This is a genomic window from Nocardia sp. NPDC051463 (assembly GCF_040681975.1).
Taxonomy (GTDB): domain Bacteria; phylum Actinomycetota; class Actinomycetes; order Mycobacteriales; family Mycobacteriaceae; genus Nocardia.
Genome location: NZ_JBFBAB010000054.1, coordinates 1 through 13,563, shown reverse-complemented (window position 1 = coordinate 13,563; position 13,563 = coordinate 1). Strand labels below are relative to the sequence as shown.

At 66.0% G+C, this 13,563-nt stretch carries 32 protein-coding genes; all 32 read left to right on the top strand.

The annotated features are described in order from the left end of the window. Nucleotides 1-249, top strand: a 249-nt coding sequence (locus tag AB0M74_RS34765; RefSeq protein ID WP_366530554.1) for a hypothetical protein, incomplete at its 5' end; no start/stop codon positions are given. 178 nt (nucleotides 250-427) lie between these two features. After that, nucleotides 428-640 (top strand): hypothetical protein, encoded by a 213-nt coding sequence (locus AB0M74_RS34760; RefSeq protein WP_366530553.1) that lies wholly within the window; start codon nucleotides 428-430, stop codon nucleotides 638-640. A gap of 206 nt (nucleotides 641-846) precedes the next feature. After that, the gene (locus AB0M74_RS34755; protein ID WP_366530552.1) at nucleotides 847-1,344 is read left to right on the top strand and encodes a hypothetical protein; all 498 of its coding nucleotides are present in this window, start codon (nucleotides 847-849) and stop codon (nucleotides 1,342-1,344) included. Beyond that, nucleotides 1,344-1,568: a hypothetical protein gene (locus AB0M74_RS34750; protein ID WP_366530551.1), complete on the top strand. Its 225-nt coding sequence runs from the start codon at nucleotides 1,344-1,346 to the stop codon at nucleotides 1,566-1,568. The genes AB0M74_RS34755 and AB0M74_RS34750 overlap by 1 nt, the downstream gene beginning before the upstream one ends. Then, nucleotides 1,565-1,879 (top strand): hypothetical protein, encoded by a 315-nt coding sequence (locus tag AB0M74_RS34745; RefSeq protein WP_366530550.1) that lies wholly within the window; start codon nucleotides 1,565-1,567, stop codon nucleotides 1,877-1,879. Before AB0M74_RS34750 ends, AB0M74_RS34745 begins: the two co-directional genes overlap by 4 nt. Beyond that, nucleotides 1,876-2,073 (top strand): hypothetical protein, encoded by a 198-nt coding sequence (locus AB0M74_RS34740; protein ID WP_366530549.1) that lies wholly within the window; start codon nucleotides 1,876-1,878, stop codon nucleotides 2,071-2,073. The genes AB0M74_RS34745 and AB0M74_RS34740 overlap by 4 nt, the downstream gene beginning before the upstream one ends. Beyond that, nucleotides 2,070-2,363, top strand: a complete 294-nt coding sequence (locus AB0M74_RS34735) for a hypothetical protein (protein ID WP_366530548.1) — start codon at nucleotides 2,070-2,072, stop codon at nucleotides 2,361-2,363. Before AB0M74_RS34740 ends, AB0M74_RS34735 begins: the two co-directional genes overlap by 4 nt. A gap of 158 nt (nucleotides 2,364-2,521) precedes the next feature. After that, entirely contained in the window at nucleotides 2,522-2,812 is a 291-nt protein-coding gene (locus tag AB0M74_RS34730) for a hypothetical protein (protein ID WP_366530547.1), read from the top strand. Continuing rightward, on the top strand, nucleotides 2,809-3,003 hold the full coding sequence (locus AB0M74_RS34725) for a hypothetical protein (RefSeq protein ID WP_366530546.1): 195 nt from the start codon (nucleotides 2,809-2,811) through the stop codon (nucleotides 3,001-3,003). Before AB0M74_RS34730 ends, AB0M74_RS34725 begins: the two co-directional genes overlap by 4 nt. Then, complete coding sequence (locus tag AB0M74_RS34720; RefSeq protein WP_366530545.1) at nucleotides 3,000-3,212, top strand: hypothetical protein; 213 nt, start codon at nucleotides 3,000-3,002, stop codon at nucleotides 3,210-3,212. Before AB0M74_RS34725 ends, AB0M74_RS34720 begins: the two co-directional genes overlap by 4 nt. Nucleotides 3,213-3,375: 163 nt before the next feature. Further along, nucleotides 3,376-3,924 carry a WhiB family transcriptional regulator gene (locus tag AB0M74_RS34715; protein WP_366530544.1) on the top strand — a complete coding sequence of 183 codons (549 nt, stop codon included), beginning with the start codon at nucleotides 3,376-3,378 and terminating at the stop codon, nucleotides 3,922-3,924. Further along, complete coding sequence (locus tag AB0M74_RS34710) at nucleotides 3,921-4,151, top strand: hypothetical protein (RefSeq protein ID WP_366530543.1); 231 nt, start codon at nucleotides 3,921-3,923, stop codon at nucleotides 4,149-4,151. The genes AB0M74_RS34715 and AB0M74_RS34710 overlap by 4 nt, the downstream gene beginning before the upstream one ends. Beyond that, nucleotides 4,148-4,996: a PD-(D/E)XK nuclease family protein gene (locus AB0M74_RS34705; protein WP_366530542.1), complete on the top strand. Its 849-nt coding sequence runs from the start codon at nucleotides 4,148-4,150 to the stop codon at nucleotides 4,994-4,996. Before AB0M74_RS34710 ends, AB0M74_RS34705 begins: the two co-directional genes overlap by 4 nt. Continuing rightward, the gene (locus AB0M74_RS34700; RefSeq protein ID WP_366530541.1) at nucleotides 4,993-5,628 is read left to right on the top strand and encodes a hypothetical protein; all 636 of its coding nucleotides are present in this window, start codon (nucleotides 4,993-4,995) and stop codon (nucleotides 5,626-5,628) included. The genes AB0M74_RS34705 and AB0M74_RS34700 overlap by 4 nt, the downstream gene beginning before the upstream one ends. After that, the gene (locus tag AB0M74_RS34695) at nucleotides 5,625-5,990 is read left to right on the top strand and encodes a hypothetical protein (protein ID WP_366530540.1); all 366 of its coding nucleotides are present in this window, start codon (nucleotides 5,625-5,627) and stop codon (nucleotides 5,988-5,990) included. Before AB0M74_RS34700 ends, AB0M74_RS34695 begins: the two co-directional genes overlap by 4 nt. After that, the gene (locus AB0M74_RS34690; RefSeq protein ID WP_366530539.1) at nucleotides 5,987-6,439 is read left to right on the top strand and encodes a hypothetical protein; all 453 of its coding nucleotides are present in this window, start codon (nucleotides 5,987-5,989) and stop codon (nucleotides 6,437-6,439) included. Before AB0M74_RS34695 ends, AB0M74_RS34690 begins: the two co-directional genes overlap by 4 nt. After that, entirely contained in the window at nucleotides 6,436-6,678 is a 243-nt protein-coding gene (locus AB0M74_RS34685) for a hypothetical protein (protein WP_366530538.1), read from the top strand. Before AB0M74_RS34690 ends, AB0M74_RS34685 begins: the two co-directional genes overlap by 4 nt. Further along, complete coding sequence (locus AB0M74_RS34680) at nucleotides 6,675-7,328, top strand: hypothetical protein (protein WP_366530537.1); 654 nt, start codon at nucleotides 6,675-6,677, stop codon at nucleotides 7,326-7,328. Before AB0M74_RS34685 ends, AB0M74_RS34680 begins: the two co-directional genes overlap by 4 nt. A 291-nt stretch (nucleotides 7,329-7,619) precedes the next feature. Beyond that, complete coding sequence (locus AB0M74_RS34675) at nucleotides 7,620-8,090, top strand: sigma-70 region 4 domain-containing protein (protein ID WP_366530536.1); 471 nt, start codon at nucleotides 7,620-7,622, stop codon at nucleotides 8,088-8,090. Between the two features lie 11 nt (nucleotides 8,091-8,101). Then, on the top strand, nucleotides 8,102-8,839 hold the full coding sequence (locus AB0M74_RS34670; protein ID WP_366530535.1) for a helix-turn-helix domain-containing protein: 738 nt from the start codon (nucleotides 8,102-8,104) through the stop codon (nucleotides 8,837-8,839). Then, a complete protein-coding gene (locus AB0M74_RS34665; RefSeq protein ID WP_366530534.1) occupies nucleotides 8,827-10,149 on the top strand; it encodes an AAA family ATPase in 1,323 nt (440 codons plus the stop codon). Before AB0M74_RS34670 ends, AB0M74_RS34665 begins: the two co-directional genes overlap by 13 nt. Continuing rightward, on the top strand, nucleotides 10,146-10,484 hold the full coding sequence (locus AB0M74_RS34660) for a hypothetical protein (RefSeq protein ID WP_366530533.1): 339 nt from the start codon (nucleotides 10,146-10,148) through the stop codon (nucleotides 10,482-10,484). Before AB0M74_RS34665 ends, AB0M74_RS34660 begins: the two co-directional genes overlap by 4 nt. Beyond that, complete coding sequence (locus tag AB0M74_RS34655) at nucleotides 10,477-10,698, top strand: hypothetical protein (protein WP_366530532.1); 222 nt, start codon at nucleotides 10,477-10,479, stop codon at nucleotides 10,696-10,698. The genes AB0M74_RS34660 and AB0M74_RS34655 overlap by 8 nt, the downstream gene beginning before the upstream one ends. Beyond that, nucleotides 10,691-11,071, top strand: a complete 381-nt coding sequence (locus tag AB0M74_RS34650) for a hypothetical protein (RefSeq protein WP_366530531.1) — start codon at nucleotides 10,691-10,693, stop codon at nucleotides 11,069-11,071. The genes AB0M74_RS34655 and AB0M74_RS34650 overlap by 8 nt, the downstream gene beginning before the upstream one ends. Continuing rightward, the gene (locus tag AB0M74_RS34645) at nucleotides 11,068-11,268 is read left to right on the top strand and encodes a hypothetical protein (protein ID WP_366530530.1); all 201 of its coding nucleotides are present in this window, start codon (nucleotides 11,068-11,070) and stop codon (nucleotides 11,266-11,268) included. The genes AB0M74_RS34650 and AB0M74_RS34645 overlap by 4 nt, the downstream gene beginning before the upstream one ends. Nucleotides 11,269-11,273: 5 nt before the next feature. Beyond that, nucleotides 11,274-11,702 (top strand): hypothetical protein, encoded by a 429-nt coding sequence (locus AB0M74_RS34640; protein ID WP_366530529.1) that lies wholly within the window; start codon nucleotides 11,274-11,276, stop codon nucleotides 11,700-11,702. Continuing rightward, nucleotides 11,699-12,103, top strand: a complete 405-nt coding sequence (locus AB0M74_RS34635) for a hypothetical protein (RefSeq protein WP_366530528.1) — start codon at nucleotides 11,699-11,701, stop codon at nucleotides 12,101-12,103. The genes AB0M74_RS34640 and AB0M74_RS34635 overlap by 4 nt, the downstream gene beginning before the upstream one ends. Beyond that, complete coding sequence (locus tag AB0M74_RS34630) at nucleotides 12,100-12,279, top strand: hypothetical protein (RefSeq protein WP_366530527.1); 180 nt, start codon at nucleotides 12,100-12,102, stop codon at nucleotides 12,277-12,279. Before AB0M74_RS34635 ends, AB0M74_RS34630 begins: the two co-directional genes overlap by 4 nt. Then, entirely contained in the window at nucleotides 12,276-12,710 is a 435-nt protein-coding gene (locus tag AB0M74_RS34625) for a hypothetical protein (protein WP_366530526.1), read from the top strand. The genes AB0M74_RS34630 and AB0M74_RS34625 overlap by 4 nt, the downstream gene beginning before the upstream one ends. Then, on the top strand, nucleotides 12,700-12,843 hold the full coding sequence (locus AB0M74_RS34620; RefSeq protein WP_366530525.1) for a hypothetical protein: 144 nt from the start codon (nucleotides 12,700-12,702) through the stop codon (nucleotides 12,841-12,843). The genes AB0M74_RS34625 and AB0M74_RS34620 overlap by 11 nt, the downstream gene beginning before the upstream one ends. Then, nucleotides 12,840-13,181 carry a hypothetical protein gene (locus AB0M74_RS34615; RefSeq protein WP_366530524.1) on the top strand — a complete coding sequence of 114 codons (342 nt, stop codon included), beginning with the start codon at nucleotides 12,840-12,842 and terminating at the stop codon, nucleotides 13,179-13,181. Before AB0M74_RS34620 ends, AB0M74_RS34615 begins: the two co-directional genes overlap by 4 nt. Further along, a complete protein-coding gene (locus tag AB0M74_RS34610; RefSeq protein ID WP_366530523.1) occupies nucleotides 13,181-13,417 on the top strand; it encodes a hypothetical protein in 237 nt (78 codons plus the stop codon). The genes AB0M74_RS34615 and AB0M74_RS34610 overlap by 1 nt, the downstream gene beginning before the upstream one ends. The last annotated feature ends 146 nt before the right edge of the window (nucleotides 13,418-13,563 follow it).

Here is a 13,563-nt window from a genome sequence, read left to right as displayed (position 1 = left end):
ACGTATGAGATGTTGCGCGCGGCGTTCGGTGCTGGCGCGCGTGGCCCCCTCGGCGCGGTGCACCTACCCGCCGCAGCTGAGGGTGTGGTGCGTCCCGTGGTGGCGGCCCCTGGTGCATCCCCCCGCGCCAGCGATGGCCCGCCACGGGATGCGCCCGACTGTGATCACGGCTGGATTGCGTTGCGGTCAGCGGAGCCCGGGCCGGTGTGCCTGGACTGCGATGCGCCGGTCGGCGGTGAGTTGCGATGAGCGAACCGATTGTCTGTTACGCGCGCTGCTGGCCATGTCTGTTCGGCCAGCACTACGACCCGCCCGAGTGGCATGCCTGGGCCGATGACGAAGACATCGATCACGCGAAGGCGACCGGGCAGCCAGACCCGACGACTAGCCGGTGCGGATGCCCGTGTGCCGAAGGCGGTGATCCGCGATGAGCGACGACATCTGCGAAATCAACGAGATGCCCAAGGCGTGGTGTGCGCATTGTCTCGCAAAGGATCTGCCGAAACCGCCTCCACTGGACTGGTTCCCAGCCCGCTACGACGGCAAGTGCTGTCTGTGCTTCAAGCCGATCGAGGTCGGCGACGACATCGCATCTACCGAAGACGGATACATCTGCCGGAGGCGACATGACGACTACTGAGCGCCGCGCTGTCGAACAGCATTCCTTGACTACCTCACCGGCGGCTGATTCCGCTCCCTCCGGTGAGGTCGCATCCCCGGTCGCGTCACGTGACGTTGCTCGACCGACCGGGGATGCCCCCAACGTCCCGTCCTGACAACGGGCTCGGCCGCCCGGGGCGTGAACTCCGAGCGGCCGTCATAACCACACGAGAAAAGAGTCTACCAGTGAAGATCACCCCTATCAGCGGAAGCCTCGCCGCTGCCGACGTGGCCGCCGACCTGCGTGCCCTCGCCGACCTCGCCGAGTCTGATGGCGACGGATTCGTCGCCGCACTTCTGGCTCGACTCCTCAACCATGACGTGTTTCCCTGCCATGCCGCAGGCCACGAACACAAGGAGCAGCGCGCCGAGGTCATGGCCGAGGCAATCCGCCGATTGAAAGCGGTCGCCTCGGGCCCGATCAAGAAGGACTACAACGAGTCCGGCGCGGGCTACTTCGATGCCACCGTACCAATGCGGGGCATCTCGATTGTGCTGACCGATCTGCGTGCCGAGGTGTGCACGCGGGTGGTGACCGGTGTCGAGACCGTCACCGAGGAGATCCCCGACCCCGACTACATCGCCGCCGCCCCGACGATCACCCATACCCGTGAGGTCGAGACGGTTACGTGGGAGTGCGGGCCGGTTCTCGCGCCGCGTGCGAGCGAGAAGGCCGACGTCTGATGCTCATCCACCCCGAGGCATACGAGCGTTATGTCGCCGAGATGCTCACCACCCCTGACGATTCCATCGAACACAAGCTTGCCGCGGAGATCGTCGCGCTCGATGACGATGCGTTGCAGACGCTGCTGTTCGCCATGTACACGCAGGACCCGAAAGGGACCGCCGAGTTCGCCGTAGCCGTGCGCCTGCTGTCCCTGCTGTTCGCCCCGGCGGTGCAGTCATGATCCCCGAGGAAGTGGTGGCGTTCGTCGCCGACCTGCTGCGCACCCCGCACGATTCCCCAGCTAACGAAGTAGGCCAGTTGGTGTGGGCCGCACTCGGTAGCGGTTCCCGCGAGGACGCGATCGAGGCCGTTCGGGGCGTGATCCATGTCAACGACCGAGCTGAGGGGCCACAGTCTCGGGCTGCCGAGTTGGGGTACGAGCTGTGGTGGCTGCTCGGTGGTCGCCCGGTGTCGCCGGGTGTTACCGCGCGGCCGGTAGATCAGCGCGGCGGGTTCCTCGCCAGGCTGCGCGGAGCGGGGCTGATGGCATGAGCGCGCGCCTGCATCTCCCGCACCCGCATATTGCCGACCGGCTGGCCGAGGTATTCGAGCGCGCGTTCCACGCCTGGCCGCACCACGCCGAAGAGGCTCCGCCGCGCGAGGTCCCGGAGGCCGAGGACTGGAACGAATGGCACCACGACCCAGAAGACGGCGGATGGTCGCCGGACGGAAGGAAGCAGCGATGAGCGGCACTGCCTATCGGCTTTCTGTGCGCCCTACCTCCTACACCCAGCCATTCGCCGATGACGCCGCGGTGTATGCGCTGGAACCAGTGCTGTTGCACGCCGACGGTGTCTCCTCCCATGTGGTTGTGGCTCGTCCTCCGCACGGGGTTCAGGTGACCGATGTGCTGCCGTGCAGCGCGGAGGGGGAGGTGGTGTGGCAGCCGATCAACGGCTCGCAGTACGGGCGTCTGTCGGACGCGCAGGTGTTGCGCTGCCTCGGCTATGAGGTGGTGGCCAATGAGCACGCGTGAATCGAAGTGGTGGATGCCGTTTGAAACCCCCGGCCGCACAGGTCAGGTCGCGGTCATGCGGGCCGGCGGAAGCCCCGGCTGTCCCGTCGTTTCCACCGATCCCTGCCCCTGTGGGCGGCTCCCCACCCGCCCACCTTTCGATGCCCCGGAGGTCAACCATGACGACTGTGCGTGACCTGAACGAACGGATCTCCATCACCGTCGACGCCGTCCAGCTGGGATGGGTCATCAACCAGGACGGCGTGACGACCAGCTTCGACTACAAGGGCCGCCGGTTGACGGTCTGGTGGACCGTCGACGGGATCGCTGATCGAGCCGAGCTCCGCACCGAAGCAAGCCACCTGCTGTGTACCCGGGCCTGGTTCGGCGATCACGGCAGCGTCGGCGGGTGGGTTCGGGATGCGTTGCGGACGTGGCGGATCGAGTACGTCGGCGGGGTGAGCGCGTGAGCGACGACCATATCGACCTCGCGCAGCGGCACATCGCCGCTGACGACACGATGCGCGCCGCCCTGCACGCCGCCGCGCGCCTGGCCGAGCGGCTCACCGCCCGCGCTGACCCCGCGGCACGGGCCGCCGGCGTCGAGCTTGCCGACATCATCCTCCCGGCTCTGGCCGCTATCGGAGAGGTGCACCCATGACCCCGTGGTGGATAGACCTGCTCGGCTACGGGTGGGAGCTCGTCGTTGTCGGACTGTTCCTCTCGGTCCTCGCCTACTTCTGGACGCGGCCAGGCGAGGAGTACTCCGGCGCGCCAGCGACCGAGGATGACGATCCCATCGACGAAGACCCCGACGACTGGGACCGCGCTCGTGACCGGTGGATCGACCGAGAGGCCGGTGTCTGGTGACGACCGTGCGCTCCAAGTACCTGACCGAGGACGAGCGGACAGCGCTCGCGACGGGGCTGTTCCGGATGGGATTCGACGGACCAATGGTGGCCGAGATTGTCACGCTCGCCGGGCGGGTACCTGTGAAATCCGCTGTCCCGCCACGCAAGAAGAGGAGTCGGTGATGGTCGTCGATTCAACATTCTGGCGCGACAAGGCGTTGTGCCGCAGGCAGGACCCTGAGGTGTGGTTCACCCCCGCCTACGTGAGGCTGGCGAAAGAGATCTGCGCCGCCTGCCCAGTACGGCGGCAGTGCGGTGAAGCCGCCGACGATGCGGACGTCTACCACGGTGTTGCTGCGGGTTTCGACCTGACCCGATACGTAGAACGCCAGCGGTTGAGGAAGTGGCTGGGGCGCGCTGTACGCGCGGAGCTGGGGGCGCCGATTACCAAGCCCTGCCAGAGGTGCGGGTTGCAATTCGAGACCCGGGAACGGCTACGGCAGTGCCCCAACTGCCGAGACCTCGTCGAGGCCGCACCAGTGCTGGATCACGTCGACCAGCTCCGGAGGGCCGGTCTGCTCCTTATTGAGATAGCCCCCATGGCCAGCATCACGCTGAAATCGCTGCATCACATGTTGTACGGCAAGGGCGGCAAACCGCCGGCATGGATGGCCCGTGACCGCGCCGAGCGGATCCTCGCCATCCCCGTCCCGCGGGCGGTGGCGTCATGAGCCGCATCGTTACCCACCCCGACGGCTGGTCCTTCTCCGCGCAGGACGGCAACTCCTGGACGGCGTTCGAACCCGAACCGTACCGCGGAGTGCGCGTCACCGGATGGGACGGCGAAACCCGCGAGGACTGGACCGCCACTCACGGCGCCATGTACACGCCCGACGAAATCGACGAGATAGCCGACCGCCTCAAGGCAATGGCCGACTACACAAGGGGAACCCGTTGACCGACTACAGCATCAAGCGCGACTACTTCGACCGCCCGTACGTCACCACCGACGGTGAGCCGCTTCGGTACGAGCCCGGCCGGAAGTCACCCGTCAACGCAACCCCGTACACGAGAGTGTCGACTCTCGCGGGCGCCCTCGACGACAAAGGCGGACTGCTGGATTGGTCGGCCGCGAACGCCGCTATCGGCATCGTCCGCGACGCCTCCCTCTACGCACAGGTCGCACATCTGGCGTCCGCGCACCGCGATCCATGGAACGTACCCGAAGCGAAGAAGCAGCTGAAACCCCTTGTCGCGCGCGCCCAACAAGCCGCCGGCAGCGACGAAGGCTCCGGCATGGGGACCGCATTCCATGGCCTGTCGGAGCTGATCGACCAAGGGCATGAGCCGGAGTTCGTTCCGCCGCCGATGATTCCGTGGCTGGCGGAGTACCGGGCGGTAATGGCGCCGTGGGAGGTGTTGGATACCGAACCGTTCGTGGTGTGCGACGAACTCCAGACCGCAGGGTCGTTGGACCGTTTGATGCGGCACCGCGACACAGGCCGTGTCGTCGTCGGGGACGTCAAGACCGGCAAGTCCGAACCCGACTACCCGCTGAAGACGACTGTGCAGGTCGCGATCTACGCCCACGGCGAGCGCTACGACCAGGAAACCGGCAAGCGGGAACCCCTGCACCCCGACATCGACCTCGAGCACGGCCTGCTGATCCATGTGCCGATCCGCACAGGCGTGCCGCGGGCGGTGCTGTACCCGCTGGACCTGGCCAGAGGCTGGGAGCTGGCGAAGCTGTCGGTGCAGGTTCGTGAGGCGCGGCGCATACCAAAGCTGGAGGCGTTCGCATGACTGAGACGGACTTGGCGAAGATGCGGGACGCGTTCCCACCCAACCAGATCAACACCCTGCCCAAGCCTCGGCAGAAGGATGCGCCGAAGGGCCGCTGCGACGAATGCGGCGGCTGGCATGGCCTGCCCGCGGTTCACCTGGACTACGTAGGCCATGCAGCCCTGACCGACCGACTGTTGGACGTGGATCTCGAATGGTCATGGGAACCACTGGCGTTGGACGGCAGCGGCCTGCCGCAGTTCGACGGCAACGGAGGCCTGTGGATCCGCCTCACTGTGTGCGGGGTGACCCGCCTCGGCTACGGCGACGCGCAAGGGAAACGCGGCGGAGACGCGGTGAAGGAAGCTATCGGCGACGCTCTGCGCAACGCAGGCATGAGGTTCGGTGCCGCGCTCGATCTCTGGCACAAGGGCGACCTGCATGAGGCCAACGAGCGCCGCGGTTCCGAGCCTGACGCGGCAACGGCGGCGCTGTGGGAACTGCGTGAACTCCTCGACCAGCGCGGCATTTCTCGCGACGAAGCGGTGGAGCGGTTCAAAGCTGACAGCAACGGTGATTTGTCCACCTCGAAAGACGTGGCCGCTATCAAAGCGCTCACCAATCACTACCGCGAGATGGCAGGTGAGTCATGAGCCCAGTACCGCAGAACTCGAACGACGTCGTGATGCATCTCGGCGCCCTGTCACGGCAGCTCGATGAAACCACCCAGCAGCTGAACGAAGCCGACGTCGCCGCGGTCAATGCGAAGGAGTCGGCGAAGCTCGCTGAGGCCAAAGCGTTTCTGGCGGCCGAGGGCTCTATGGACATGCGTAAGGCGCAGGCTGTCGTCGAAACTCACGAGGTTCGGTTGGCTGCCGAGGTGGCCGATGCCTTGGTGCGAGGCTTGATCCGTACGACTCGGACTCTGCAGTCCCGTATCGACGTCGGCCGCACTTACGGCGCCACGTTACGGTCGGAGATAGCCCTGTCCGGGAGTGGGGTGCACGGGTCGTGACTGTTTACCCATCCCCGAAGAACCTGGCCAAGGACATCGTGCGGCAGATGTGGCCGAAGGCGCAGCCCCGACCCGGCCAGCGCGCGAGCAAGCCATCGCGGCGCGCACCGGAGGGATTCCCGAAACCGGTGAAGGCGTTGATGTTCGTGCGCGGCGGCGGTCGCTGTGAGATCGACGACTGCGGACCCATCGAGCACTGGCACCATCGCGGCCCCAGATCCCTCGGAGGAACGACAGCACCGTGGGTAAATCGCGCGGCCAATGGGCTAGGTCTCGCCGCGCCCTGTCACGAGCATGTCGAGTCCCATCGGGCTGAGGCGTACCGCAATGGATGGCTGGTTTCGCGCAACGGGACTCGCACTGCCGTGGACGTGCCCGTGCTGTACCGCGGCCGGTCCGTCCTGCTCGCTGATGACGGCAGTATCCGCCCGATCGGCGGTGACCAGTGAGCCGCCTGTGCCCGTCGTGCCGTGCCAGCTATGAGGGGTGGATCACCTACCGCCTCACCGGTCCTCTCGGCCGTTGGCGTACCGATCCCCCGGGCAAGGAGTACGCCGACCTGTATTGGCAGCGGTCCCTGGAGGCACTGCGTAAAGCGCGTGCGGACCGCATCGAACTTTCCCGCTGGCATTGCGAGCTGATCAAACAGATTTGCGCCCGCCACTCTGAAGGCCGGGAGGCGGCATGACCGAAATCCGGTACGGCTACACCCTCCAAGCCGTCGACATCCTGGTGCGCCGCGGCATCGTCCGCAACGCTTGGTATCAGGGCATAGACCGCGATGAGCGGTATGCGACAGGGTGGCACGCCGCCATCGAGCTGCTGTACACCTCCGAAACAGCGCCGAAGCCATGGGACCTGATGAACACCGCATGGCGTGCAGCAGACAACTGGACCGGACGGGACGGCACCGAGCATGGTGTGCCGCGGCGGCGCGGCGACAGCTACACCGGCCGCGACGATACACCGAAGTTTTGGGCGTACTGGTCTCACCACACTGTCGGTGGCGTTGATGACCCCGTGGTGGAACGGCTTGCCCTCGCCCAGGTTTGGCCGCGCCTGAAACCGGCCCACCGGGAGGCGTTGCAGGCGCTGGCCGCGTACGAGGACTATACGGCCGCGTCTGACGCGCTCGGGCTGAAGTACCACACGTTCTGTGCCCGCATCAGGCTCGCACGGCTCCGATTCGATGAGCTGTGGATGGAGGGGGAGACGCCCCGGAAGCGCTGGCGGGACAAGCGAATCCAAACCTCGGGTGGGCGACGCGCGAGATTGTCTGTGCATATCCGCAAGCGTCAGCGCGCCCACCTCGCCCCGATCGAAGGAGCCACACCGTGAGCGCGCACAGCGACGAGGAGTTGGAGACCGTGCCGTCGGAATCTGGCGATCAGTTCGTTTTGGAGGTGTCGTGATGGCCCTGTGGTGCCCGCTTTATGTCAACCACGAGCAGATCGGCTGGTTCGGTGCCCGCCGTGTACGCGACGACCCCGACAGCGACCTGTCGGTGTACGCCGCTGAAGTCGCTGTAGGGGATCAGCGCTGGCACGGCGAGATCGCTCACGAGAACGGGTTGGGGGCGATCACGTTGATGCGGACCGTCCTCGAGGCCGCGGAGAAGAAGGTGCGGCGATGGTTGCCGAGTGGTCGCCGGATGGGGTTCCAAATGGGAACGAATGTTTGCCGAATGGCCTGCGCGACACGCGAATTCGTGACATCGCAATGCGAGTGCTGTCACGTAACTGGGGTAAAATTGAGAACGGCCCCGGCGGTGCTACCAACACCATATTGCCGGGGCCTTACCTCAGGAATTCCCTTGAACCAGGAGATGAGGCGTCAATGAGTGTACCTACTTTGGCGACCCTTGAGCCGGAAACGGCACAGCGGTATGTCGTCGAAATGCTCGATGAGCTGCGCAGGCAGACCGAGCTGATCCAGTGCAACAAGCCGCGCTATATGTTGCTCGCCCGTAAGTATGGGCTGTCTCACGCGGAGATCGCGGCCGTCCTCGGCATGAGCGAAGGCGCTGTGCGCCAAGCGGTTCGGCGTGCGAAGGGTACGCCAGGGATGGAGTTCGACAAACCCTCGGGCGGTGGTGAATGAGCCTAGAGGCGATGGCGTGGGCATTGAAGCACGCGCCGGTGATGAACGCTCAGGAACATGTGCTGCTGATCGCGTTGGCCGATCGCGCCGACGATGGCGGTCGGTCGGCGTGGCCGTCGCAACGGTGGCTTGCGCAGCGGGGCCGTTGCTCGGATCGCACCGTGCGTCGGCACCTGTCGGCAATGGAGGCTCGGGGGCTGTTGCGGCGGGGCGATCAACGGATGGTGGAGCACCTGCCGGTGGACCGGCGGCCCATCGTATGGGACCTGAACATGGCATTGGTCGAGTCCGATGTCGTCGTGAATCCCGAAACACCAAGTGCGGCGCGGACAAATGGTGCACCGGATACACCGGATGACCGCGCGGACAATTTGTCCGGCCGGTCACCAGTGTCCGCCCGCCCCGGACACAGTTATGTCCGCCCGCCCCGGACAACTGTGTCCGACAATACGTCCCTTAATACCTCCCTTGATTCCTCCGTGGCGCGAACGCCGGACAAGCCTTCTCGCAAGAAGCCAGCGATCCGCCTCCCTGACGATTGGGAACCGACCGCCGCTCACCGTGAGTTCGCGGCGAAGCGCGGCCTGGATCTCGACGCGGAAGCACGCAAGTTCCGGTTGCACGCCGAGGAGAACGATCGCCGCGTGGTGGTGTGGAACTCGGCGTTCTCCCGCTGGCTGGAAAGCGCCCGCCCCCGCCCGGTTGTCACCTCGGGTGTGAGTGAATCGGGGCGGTTGTGGCAGGACTGAGCGACGGCAGCGAGAACCCCTACGACGTCACTGCCGAGAAAGCCCTCATCGGTGTGACGATGCTGGCGCCCGACGCGTGCCGGACGGTGTTCCTCGCCATCCGTGCCGACGACTGGTACAGCCCCACCAGCCGCAACATCGCGGTCGTCATCGCCGAGATGCTGACCGCGGACCGCCCGGTCGACCCGAACACGGTCCTGGTGGAGGCTCAGGCGCGAGGGTTGGTGCCCGGTCGGGTGTCGCCGACGGTGCTGTTCGAATGCGCACAGCTGGCGTGGTCGCCGGAATCGGCATCGCTGTTGGCTCAACGCATCCGGGACTTGTCGGCGGCGCGGAAGCTCTCGCAGGTCGCGGCCCGGCTGGGGCAGCGGATGGAATCGGCATGGGTGACCGGTGTCGACCCGGTGGACATCGCGGCCGCGATCGCCGAAGCCCGGCATGCCTGCGACGAGGCAGAGCGGATCGCCGCGGATGTCACCGCGGAACCACCGATCCCGATGGGTGAGTTCCTCGCGGTCCACGACGAACACGACTGGCTGATTCCCGGCCTGCTCGAGCGCATGGAACGAATCGTGCTCACGGGCGCGGAAGGCGGAGGCAAAACCGTCCTCGCTACCCAGATAGCTACGTGTCTGGCCGGTGGGCTGCACCCGTTCACAGCGTCCCCGCTCGGTTCGGGAGATCGCGGTATCCGGGTGCTTGTCGTGGACTGTGAGAACTCGCCCGCCCAGTCGCGCAGGCGGTTCCGGTGGATGATCGGGCAGGCCGACGCCGCCCGCCACAGGGTGGGAGTGTCGCCGATGGACTGGTCGCAGAGCATGTTCATCAACATGCGCCCGGCCGGTATCGATCTGCTGGCGGGCTCGGATGCGGCGTGGCTGGACCAAGCCATCACCAACACCGCACCGGATCTGCTGGTGTTGGGTCCGCTGTACAAGCTGCATCACGCCAATCCGAACGACGAGACCGCCGCCCGCGAGCTGGTGTGGGTGCTGGACAACCTGCGTGAGCGGCATGGGTTCGCGTTGCTGACCGAGGCGCACGCCGGCAATGCGACCGAATCATCGGGCGATCGGGTGATGCGCCCGATCGGTTCGAGCCTGTTCCGGCGGTGGCCGGAGTTCGGGTTCGGCCTGCTGCGTTCCAAGACCGACCCCGGTGGCCCGCGCGCATCGATCGTGGATGTCCTGTCGTGGCGCGGATCCCGCGAGGAGCGGTCGTGGCCATCGAAACTCCAGCACTCTCACATCCTTCCGTGGATGCCCGCCGATCCTGAGTACTACGACACCGTGCCGAGGTACAGCAAATGAGCCAGCAACCGTCCCGGATCATCCGCCGGGTACCCACCCCGTCCCGGAGAGCCTCAGCGGGCGATCTGGCCACCGCTACGCCCGCCTCTGATCCGGACGTGTGCCTTGCCTGCGGGGCGCGGATCGCGGACGTCAACCAGCATGCGGACTTCCACGCTGGCATCAACACGGTGATGCGGTGGATGCAGGGAGTGACCGAACTTCTCGGCGAGCCCTCCTTGAATCTCCAGGCGACTCCCCAAACGCGGGAACAGCTTCCCACCCAAGGCGACAGCACTCCCAATGCCGGGGACACCGACCCCGCACCGACACCGAGGAGCCATCCCCATGCCTGACGCCCGTACCAACGCTGGAGCCCGCTCCACTATCGACCTGCTCGACGCCTTCGTCCGCGGCGACGTCAAAACCGTCCACGCTGTCCTGAACGACTGCGACCCAGCACCGACAATATTCTGTCTCGCCTCGGCGTGGATGGCGTTGGTCGAGATGCAGGGACTCAACCCCGACCAGCTGCTGGGGCAGATGCGAGCGGCGGCTCGAGATGCCTGAGCCCATCCGCCTGACCGACGAGCAGCTGACCGGTTGGGCCACTGATACCGGCGAACCGTTCCCGCCGTACTGGGAGGACGAGAACTGGGACTACACCCAGGCGATGGCCGCCGAGCTGCTCGAGCTGCGCCAGCGAAACGCCGACGCCCTCGCCGCCATCCAGGCCGTGCAGGCCGCGCACGAATCCCAACTGACCCGCATGGCGAAGGTGCGCGCCCGCGGTGAACGCAAAACCGAGCGGCTCAAGGCGCGCGTGGCCGACCTGGAGGCCGAGCGGGATGAGCTGCCGGAGTACCGGTGCCCCTGCGAGTGTGGCGACTATGTGGCGCCTCGCCCGGTGGTGACCGTGCACCTGCCTGAGGGGCCGTCGTGAGCCCTGACCGCTACGGAGAGACCGAGGCCGCCCACTCCTGCCGCAACGGCTGGTTGTCCGCGCACGACGCCGATGTAGCTATCCCGTGCCCGCACTGCCGGCCGCCCCGCAAATCCGACATCACCGACTACGCCGAGCGCATACCCAGCGCTCTGGCCCAGCAAGCAATCAACGCCAACGAAAGCGAGATCCCCTGATGGGCATGTACACCGAATTCTTCTTCCGAGCACCGCTGCGTAAGGACGCACCGGCCGAGTTGATCGACTGGTTCGACGATCTCGCGAACAACCCTGATGGGGAGGCAGTCCCGTACGACGGCCACGCGTTCTTCAAATGCGAGCGTTGGGAATCCGCGCTGTACGGGGGTGGTGCGGTCTATCAGATCAGCCAGGCGTTGCGGTTCACTCGTGGCACTGACCGAGGCTACGAACCGCCGCAGGTGATTGTTCACTCTTCGCTGAAGAACTACGGCGGTGAGATTGACGCGTTCGTCGACTGGATCGTGCCGTTCGTGGCGGGGTACCCCGGCGACTTCCTCGGCTATGCGTTGTACGAGGACGCCAGGAATGACTACGACGACCAGGACGAGCCGCGCCTGATCTTCATCCCGAAGGCGGAGGTGTGGGCATGACGCAACGCGCTCAGCGCCCCCGGAAGCTCTCGACCATCCAGAGACTCGAGACCCCACCCGATAAGCCGTCAGCGAGCCAGCAAGCGGTCAGCAATGAGGAGCTGGATCAGCTCCTGTGGGACGTGATCGACGATCACCTGCCGGAACGAGACCTCGTGCGCCACGACGCCGCTCAGGTGATCACCGACGCGATCCTCGCGAACACCGAACTCCTCGACGCTCTCGTCGCCTACCGACTCGACGCCCAGCGGTTCGTCATCGGGCAGCTCGCACCCCACTCGCTGACGTTCCCCCGCGAGGACATGGCGCGCGCCGAGCTCGACCGCCTGAACGCCAAGTACGGCGAGCGAGGTCTGCGCCTCCTCCGTCTCACCGACATCACCGAAAGAGCTGGCGAATGAGTACGCCGACACCGGAAGCCGTCGCCGAGTGCATCGCATATCAGATCGCGGTCGACAACTTCGTGACCGTCAGAGGTCCCGTTGACGATCTCTTCATCGAGGGCGACGTGGATCTCGTCGAGGTTGCTCGGGCACTCATGCAGCGGTTCGACATCACCGAAAGGCCCACCGAATGAGCGACTGCAACTTGGAACTGGCGCAACTGCTCGATGACCAGTTCACGAATCAGGGCAGTGAGCGCAACCCGTTCGCGCCGTTCGCTGCGGGCTCTGACCTCAACCACCTGTCGCTGCATGGGAACTTCAACCTGATCGAGGTCGCGGAGGAGGTTCACGCGGCAGGTTGGCGTCCCCCCGCCCGCGGGATCGTCGACCCTGCCGAGCTCGATGCGTTGCCACGTGGCTCGGCTGTCCTCACGCGCAACGGGCGCGTCTGGCAGAAAGCCGTTACCGCGACGACGGAGTGGTGGCCCGCGCGGAACAACTGGGTCCGCGCCGCCACCTCGGAGCAGCTGCTCGGGATGGGCATCGTCACCATGCTGCACGTACCGTCCGAGGACTGGCTGCGCCTCGTCCCCGCCACGGAGGTGCAGTCCGATGGCGCGTAGCCGTGACACCGAAATCTGCCAGATCGCCCTGGGCGCCGGCCAATTCGGTGAGCCGTGGGACCCGCCGGATTGCCTGTGCCCCGACTGCCGCGACGAGGCCGCCGAGATGGATCAATGGGAGGACGAACGATGAGTGACCGAGACACTTTGGCCGACTTGATCTACGACTCCCGAGACGACTCGGCGAACGGCATCGCCGATGCCGTGATCGCCGCTGGTTGGCGTCCACCCGCCCAGGTGATCGAGACACCCGAGAACGAAGGCGACTACACCGCGGCCATCGCAGCCCTCGACGCCCTCCCGCACGACACTGTCATCAAGATCCGCAGCTACGTGTACCAGGGCATCGGGTCGGGCTGGTGGGAGGCGATCGGCCGCCGCCGCCAATTCAGCACTGAGCAAGTGGTCGACGTGGCCGACGGCGACAGCGTGACCGTCCTTTACGCTCCGACCGAGAAGGCGGAGAGCTGATGTCTGAGATTCGAATTGGGACGCTGCTGCGCGGGTTCTGCCACGGCGCGTTCGGTCGTGATTCCTACGACGACAAACGTGTCGAGGCTATCGGTGCCGACTGGGTCGTGGTCCGTGAGACCGGCGGGGCCGTCTTGCTGTACGGCGGCAGCGCGGAGGAGTTGGCGGCGTTTACGCCGATCGGTTGCTACTGCATGAACTGCCGCGACACCCAGACCGAGAAGGCGGACGACTGATGGTCGAGCAGAAACGTGGACGTTGCCCGGTCTGTGACCGGGACATGCTGCTGAAGAAGGACGGGACTCTGCGTCACCACGGCGGACCGATCCCTTCGGGCCACTACTACCGCTCCTACTGCTGTGCTGGCGTAGGCGAACTGCCG

Bases quoted from the DNA above. Each gene is read 5' to 3' on its own strand.
- AB0M74_RS34760 (WP_366530553.1), top strand. From the start codon at position 428: ATGAGCGACGACATCTGCGAAATCAACGAGATGCCCAAGGCGTGGTGT.
- AB0M74_RS34750 (WP_366530551.1), top strand. From the start codon at position 1,344: ATGCTCATCCACCCCGAGGCATACGAGCGTTATGTCGCCGAGATGCTC.
- AB0M74_RS34745 (WP_366530550.1), top strand. From the start codon at position 1,565: ATGATCCCCGAGGAAGTGGTGGCGTTCGTCGCCGACCTGCTGCGCACC.
- AB0M74_RS34740 (WP_366530549.1), top strand. From the start codon at position 1,876: ATGAGCGCGCGCCTGCATCTCCCGCACCCGCATATTGCCGACCGGCTG.
- AB0M74_RS34735 (WP_366530548.1), top strand. From the start codon at position 2,070: ATGAGCGGCACTGCCTATCGGCTTTCTGTGCGCCCTACCTCCTACACC.
- AB0M74_RS34730 (WP_366530547.1), top strand. From the start codon at position 2,522: ATGACGACTGTGCGTGACCTGAACGAACGGATCTCCATCACCGTCGAC.
- AB0M74_RS34720 (WP_366530545.1), top strand. From the start codon at position 3,000: ATGACCCCGTGGTGGATAGACCTGCTCGGCTACGGGTGGGAGCTCGTC.
- AB0M74_RS34715 (WP_366530544.1), top strand. From the start codon at position 3,376: ATGGTCGTCGATTCAACATTCTGGCGCGACAAGGCGTTGTGCCGCAGG.
- AB0M74_RS34710 (WP_366530543.1), top strand. From the start codon at position 3,921: ATGAGCCGCATCGTTACCCACCCCGACGGCTGGTCCTTCTCCGCGCAG.
- AB0M74_RS34700 (WP_366530541.1), top strand. From the start codon at position 4,993: ATGACTGAGACGGACTTGGCGAAGATGCGGGACGCGTTCCCACCCAAC.
- AB0M74_RS34695 (WP_366530540.1), top strand. From the start codon at position 5,625: ATGAGCCCAGTACCGCAGAACTCGAACGACGTCGTGATGCATCTCGGC.
- AB0M74_RS34680 (WP_366530537.1), top strand. From the start codon at position 6,675: ATGACCGAAATCCGGTACGGCTACACCCTCCAAGCCGTCGACATCCTG.
- AB0M74_RS34675 (WP_366530536.1), top strand. From the start codon at position 7,620: ATGGTTGCCGAGTGGTCGCCGGATGGGGTTCCAAATGGGAACGAATGT.
- AB0M74_RS34670 (WP_366530535.1), top strand. From the start codon at position 8,102: ATGGCGTGGGCATTGAAGCACGCGCCGGTGATGAACGCTCAGGAACAT.
- AB0M74_RS34660 (WP_366530533.1), top strand. From the start codon at position 10,146: ATGAGCCAGCAACCGTCCCGGATCATCCGCCGGGTACCCACCCCGTCC.
- AB0M74_RS34655 (WP_366530532.1), top strand. From the start codon at position 10,477: ATGCCTGACGCCCGTACCAACGCTGGAGCCCGCTCCACTATCGACCTG.
- AB0M74_RS34650 (WP_366530531.1), top strand. From the start codon at position 10,691: ATGCCTGAGCCCATCCGCCTGACCGACGAGCAGCTGACCGGTTGGGCC.
- AB0M74_RS34640 (WP_366530529.1), top strand. From the start codon at position 11,274: ATGTACACCGAATTCTTCTTCCGAGCACCGCTGCGTAAGGACGCACCG.
- AB0M74_RS34635 (WP_366530528.1), top strand. From the start codon at position 11,699: ATGACGCAACGCGCTCAGCGCCCCCGGAAGCTCTCGACCATCCAGAGA.
- AB0M74_RS34630 (WP_366530527.1), top strand. From the start codon at position 12,100: ATGAGTACGCCGACACCGGAAGCCGTCGCCGAGTGCATCGCATATCAG.
- AB0M74_RS34625 (WP_366530526.1), top strand. From the start codon at position 12,276: ATGAGCGACTGCAACTTGGAACTGGCGCAACTGCTCGATGACCAGTTC.
- AB0M74_RS34620 (WP_366530525.1), top strand. From the start codon at position 12,700: ATGGCGCGTAGCCGTGACACCGAAATCTGCCAGATCGCCCTGGGCGCC.
- AB0M74_RS34615 (WP_366530524.1), top strand. From the start codon at position 12,840: ATGAGTGACCGAGACACTTTGGCCGACTTGATCTACGACTCCCGAGAC.
- AB0M74_RS34610 (WP_366530523.1), top strand. From the start codon at position 13,181: ATGTCTGAGATTCGAATTGGGACGCTGCTGCGCGGGTTCTGCCACGGC.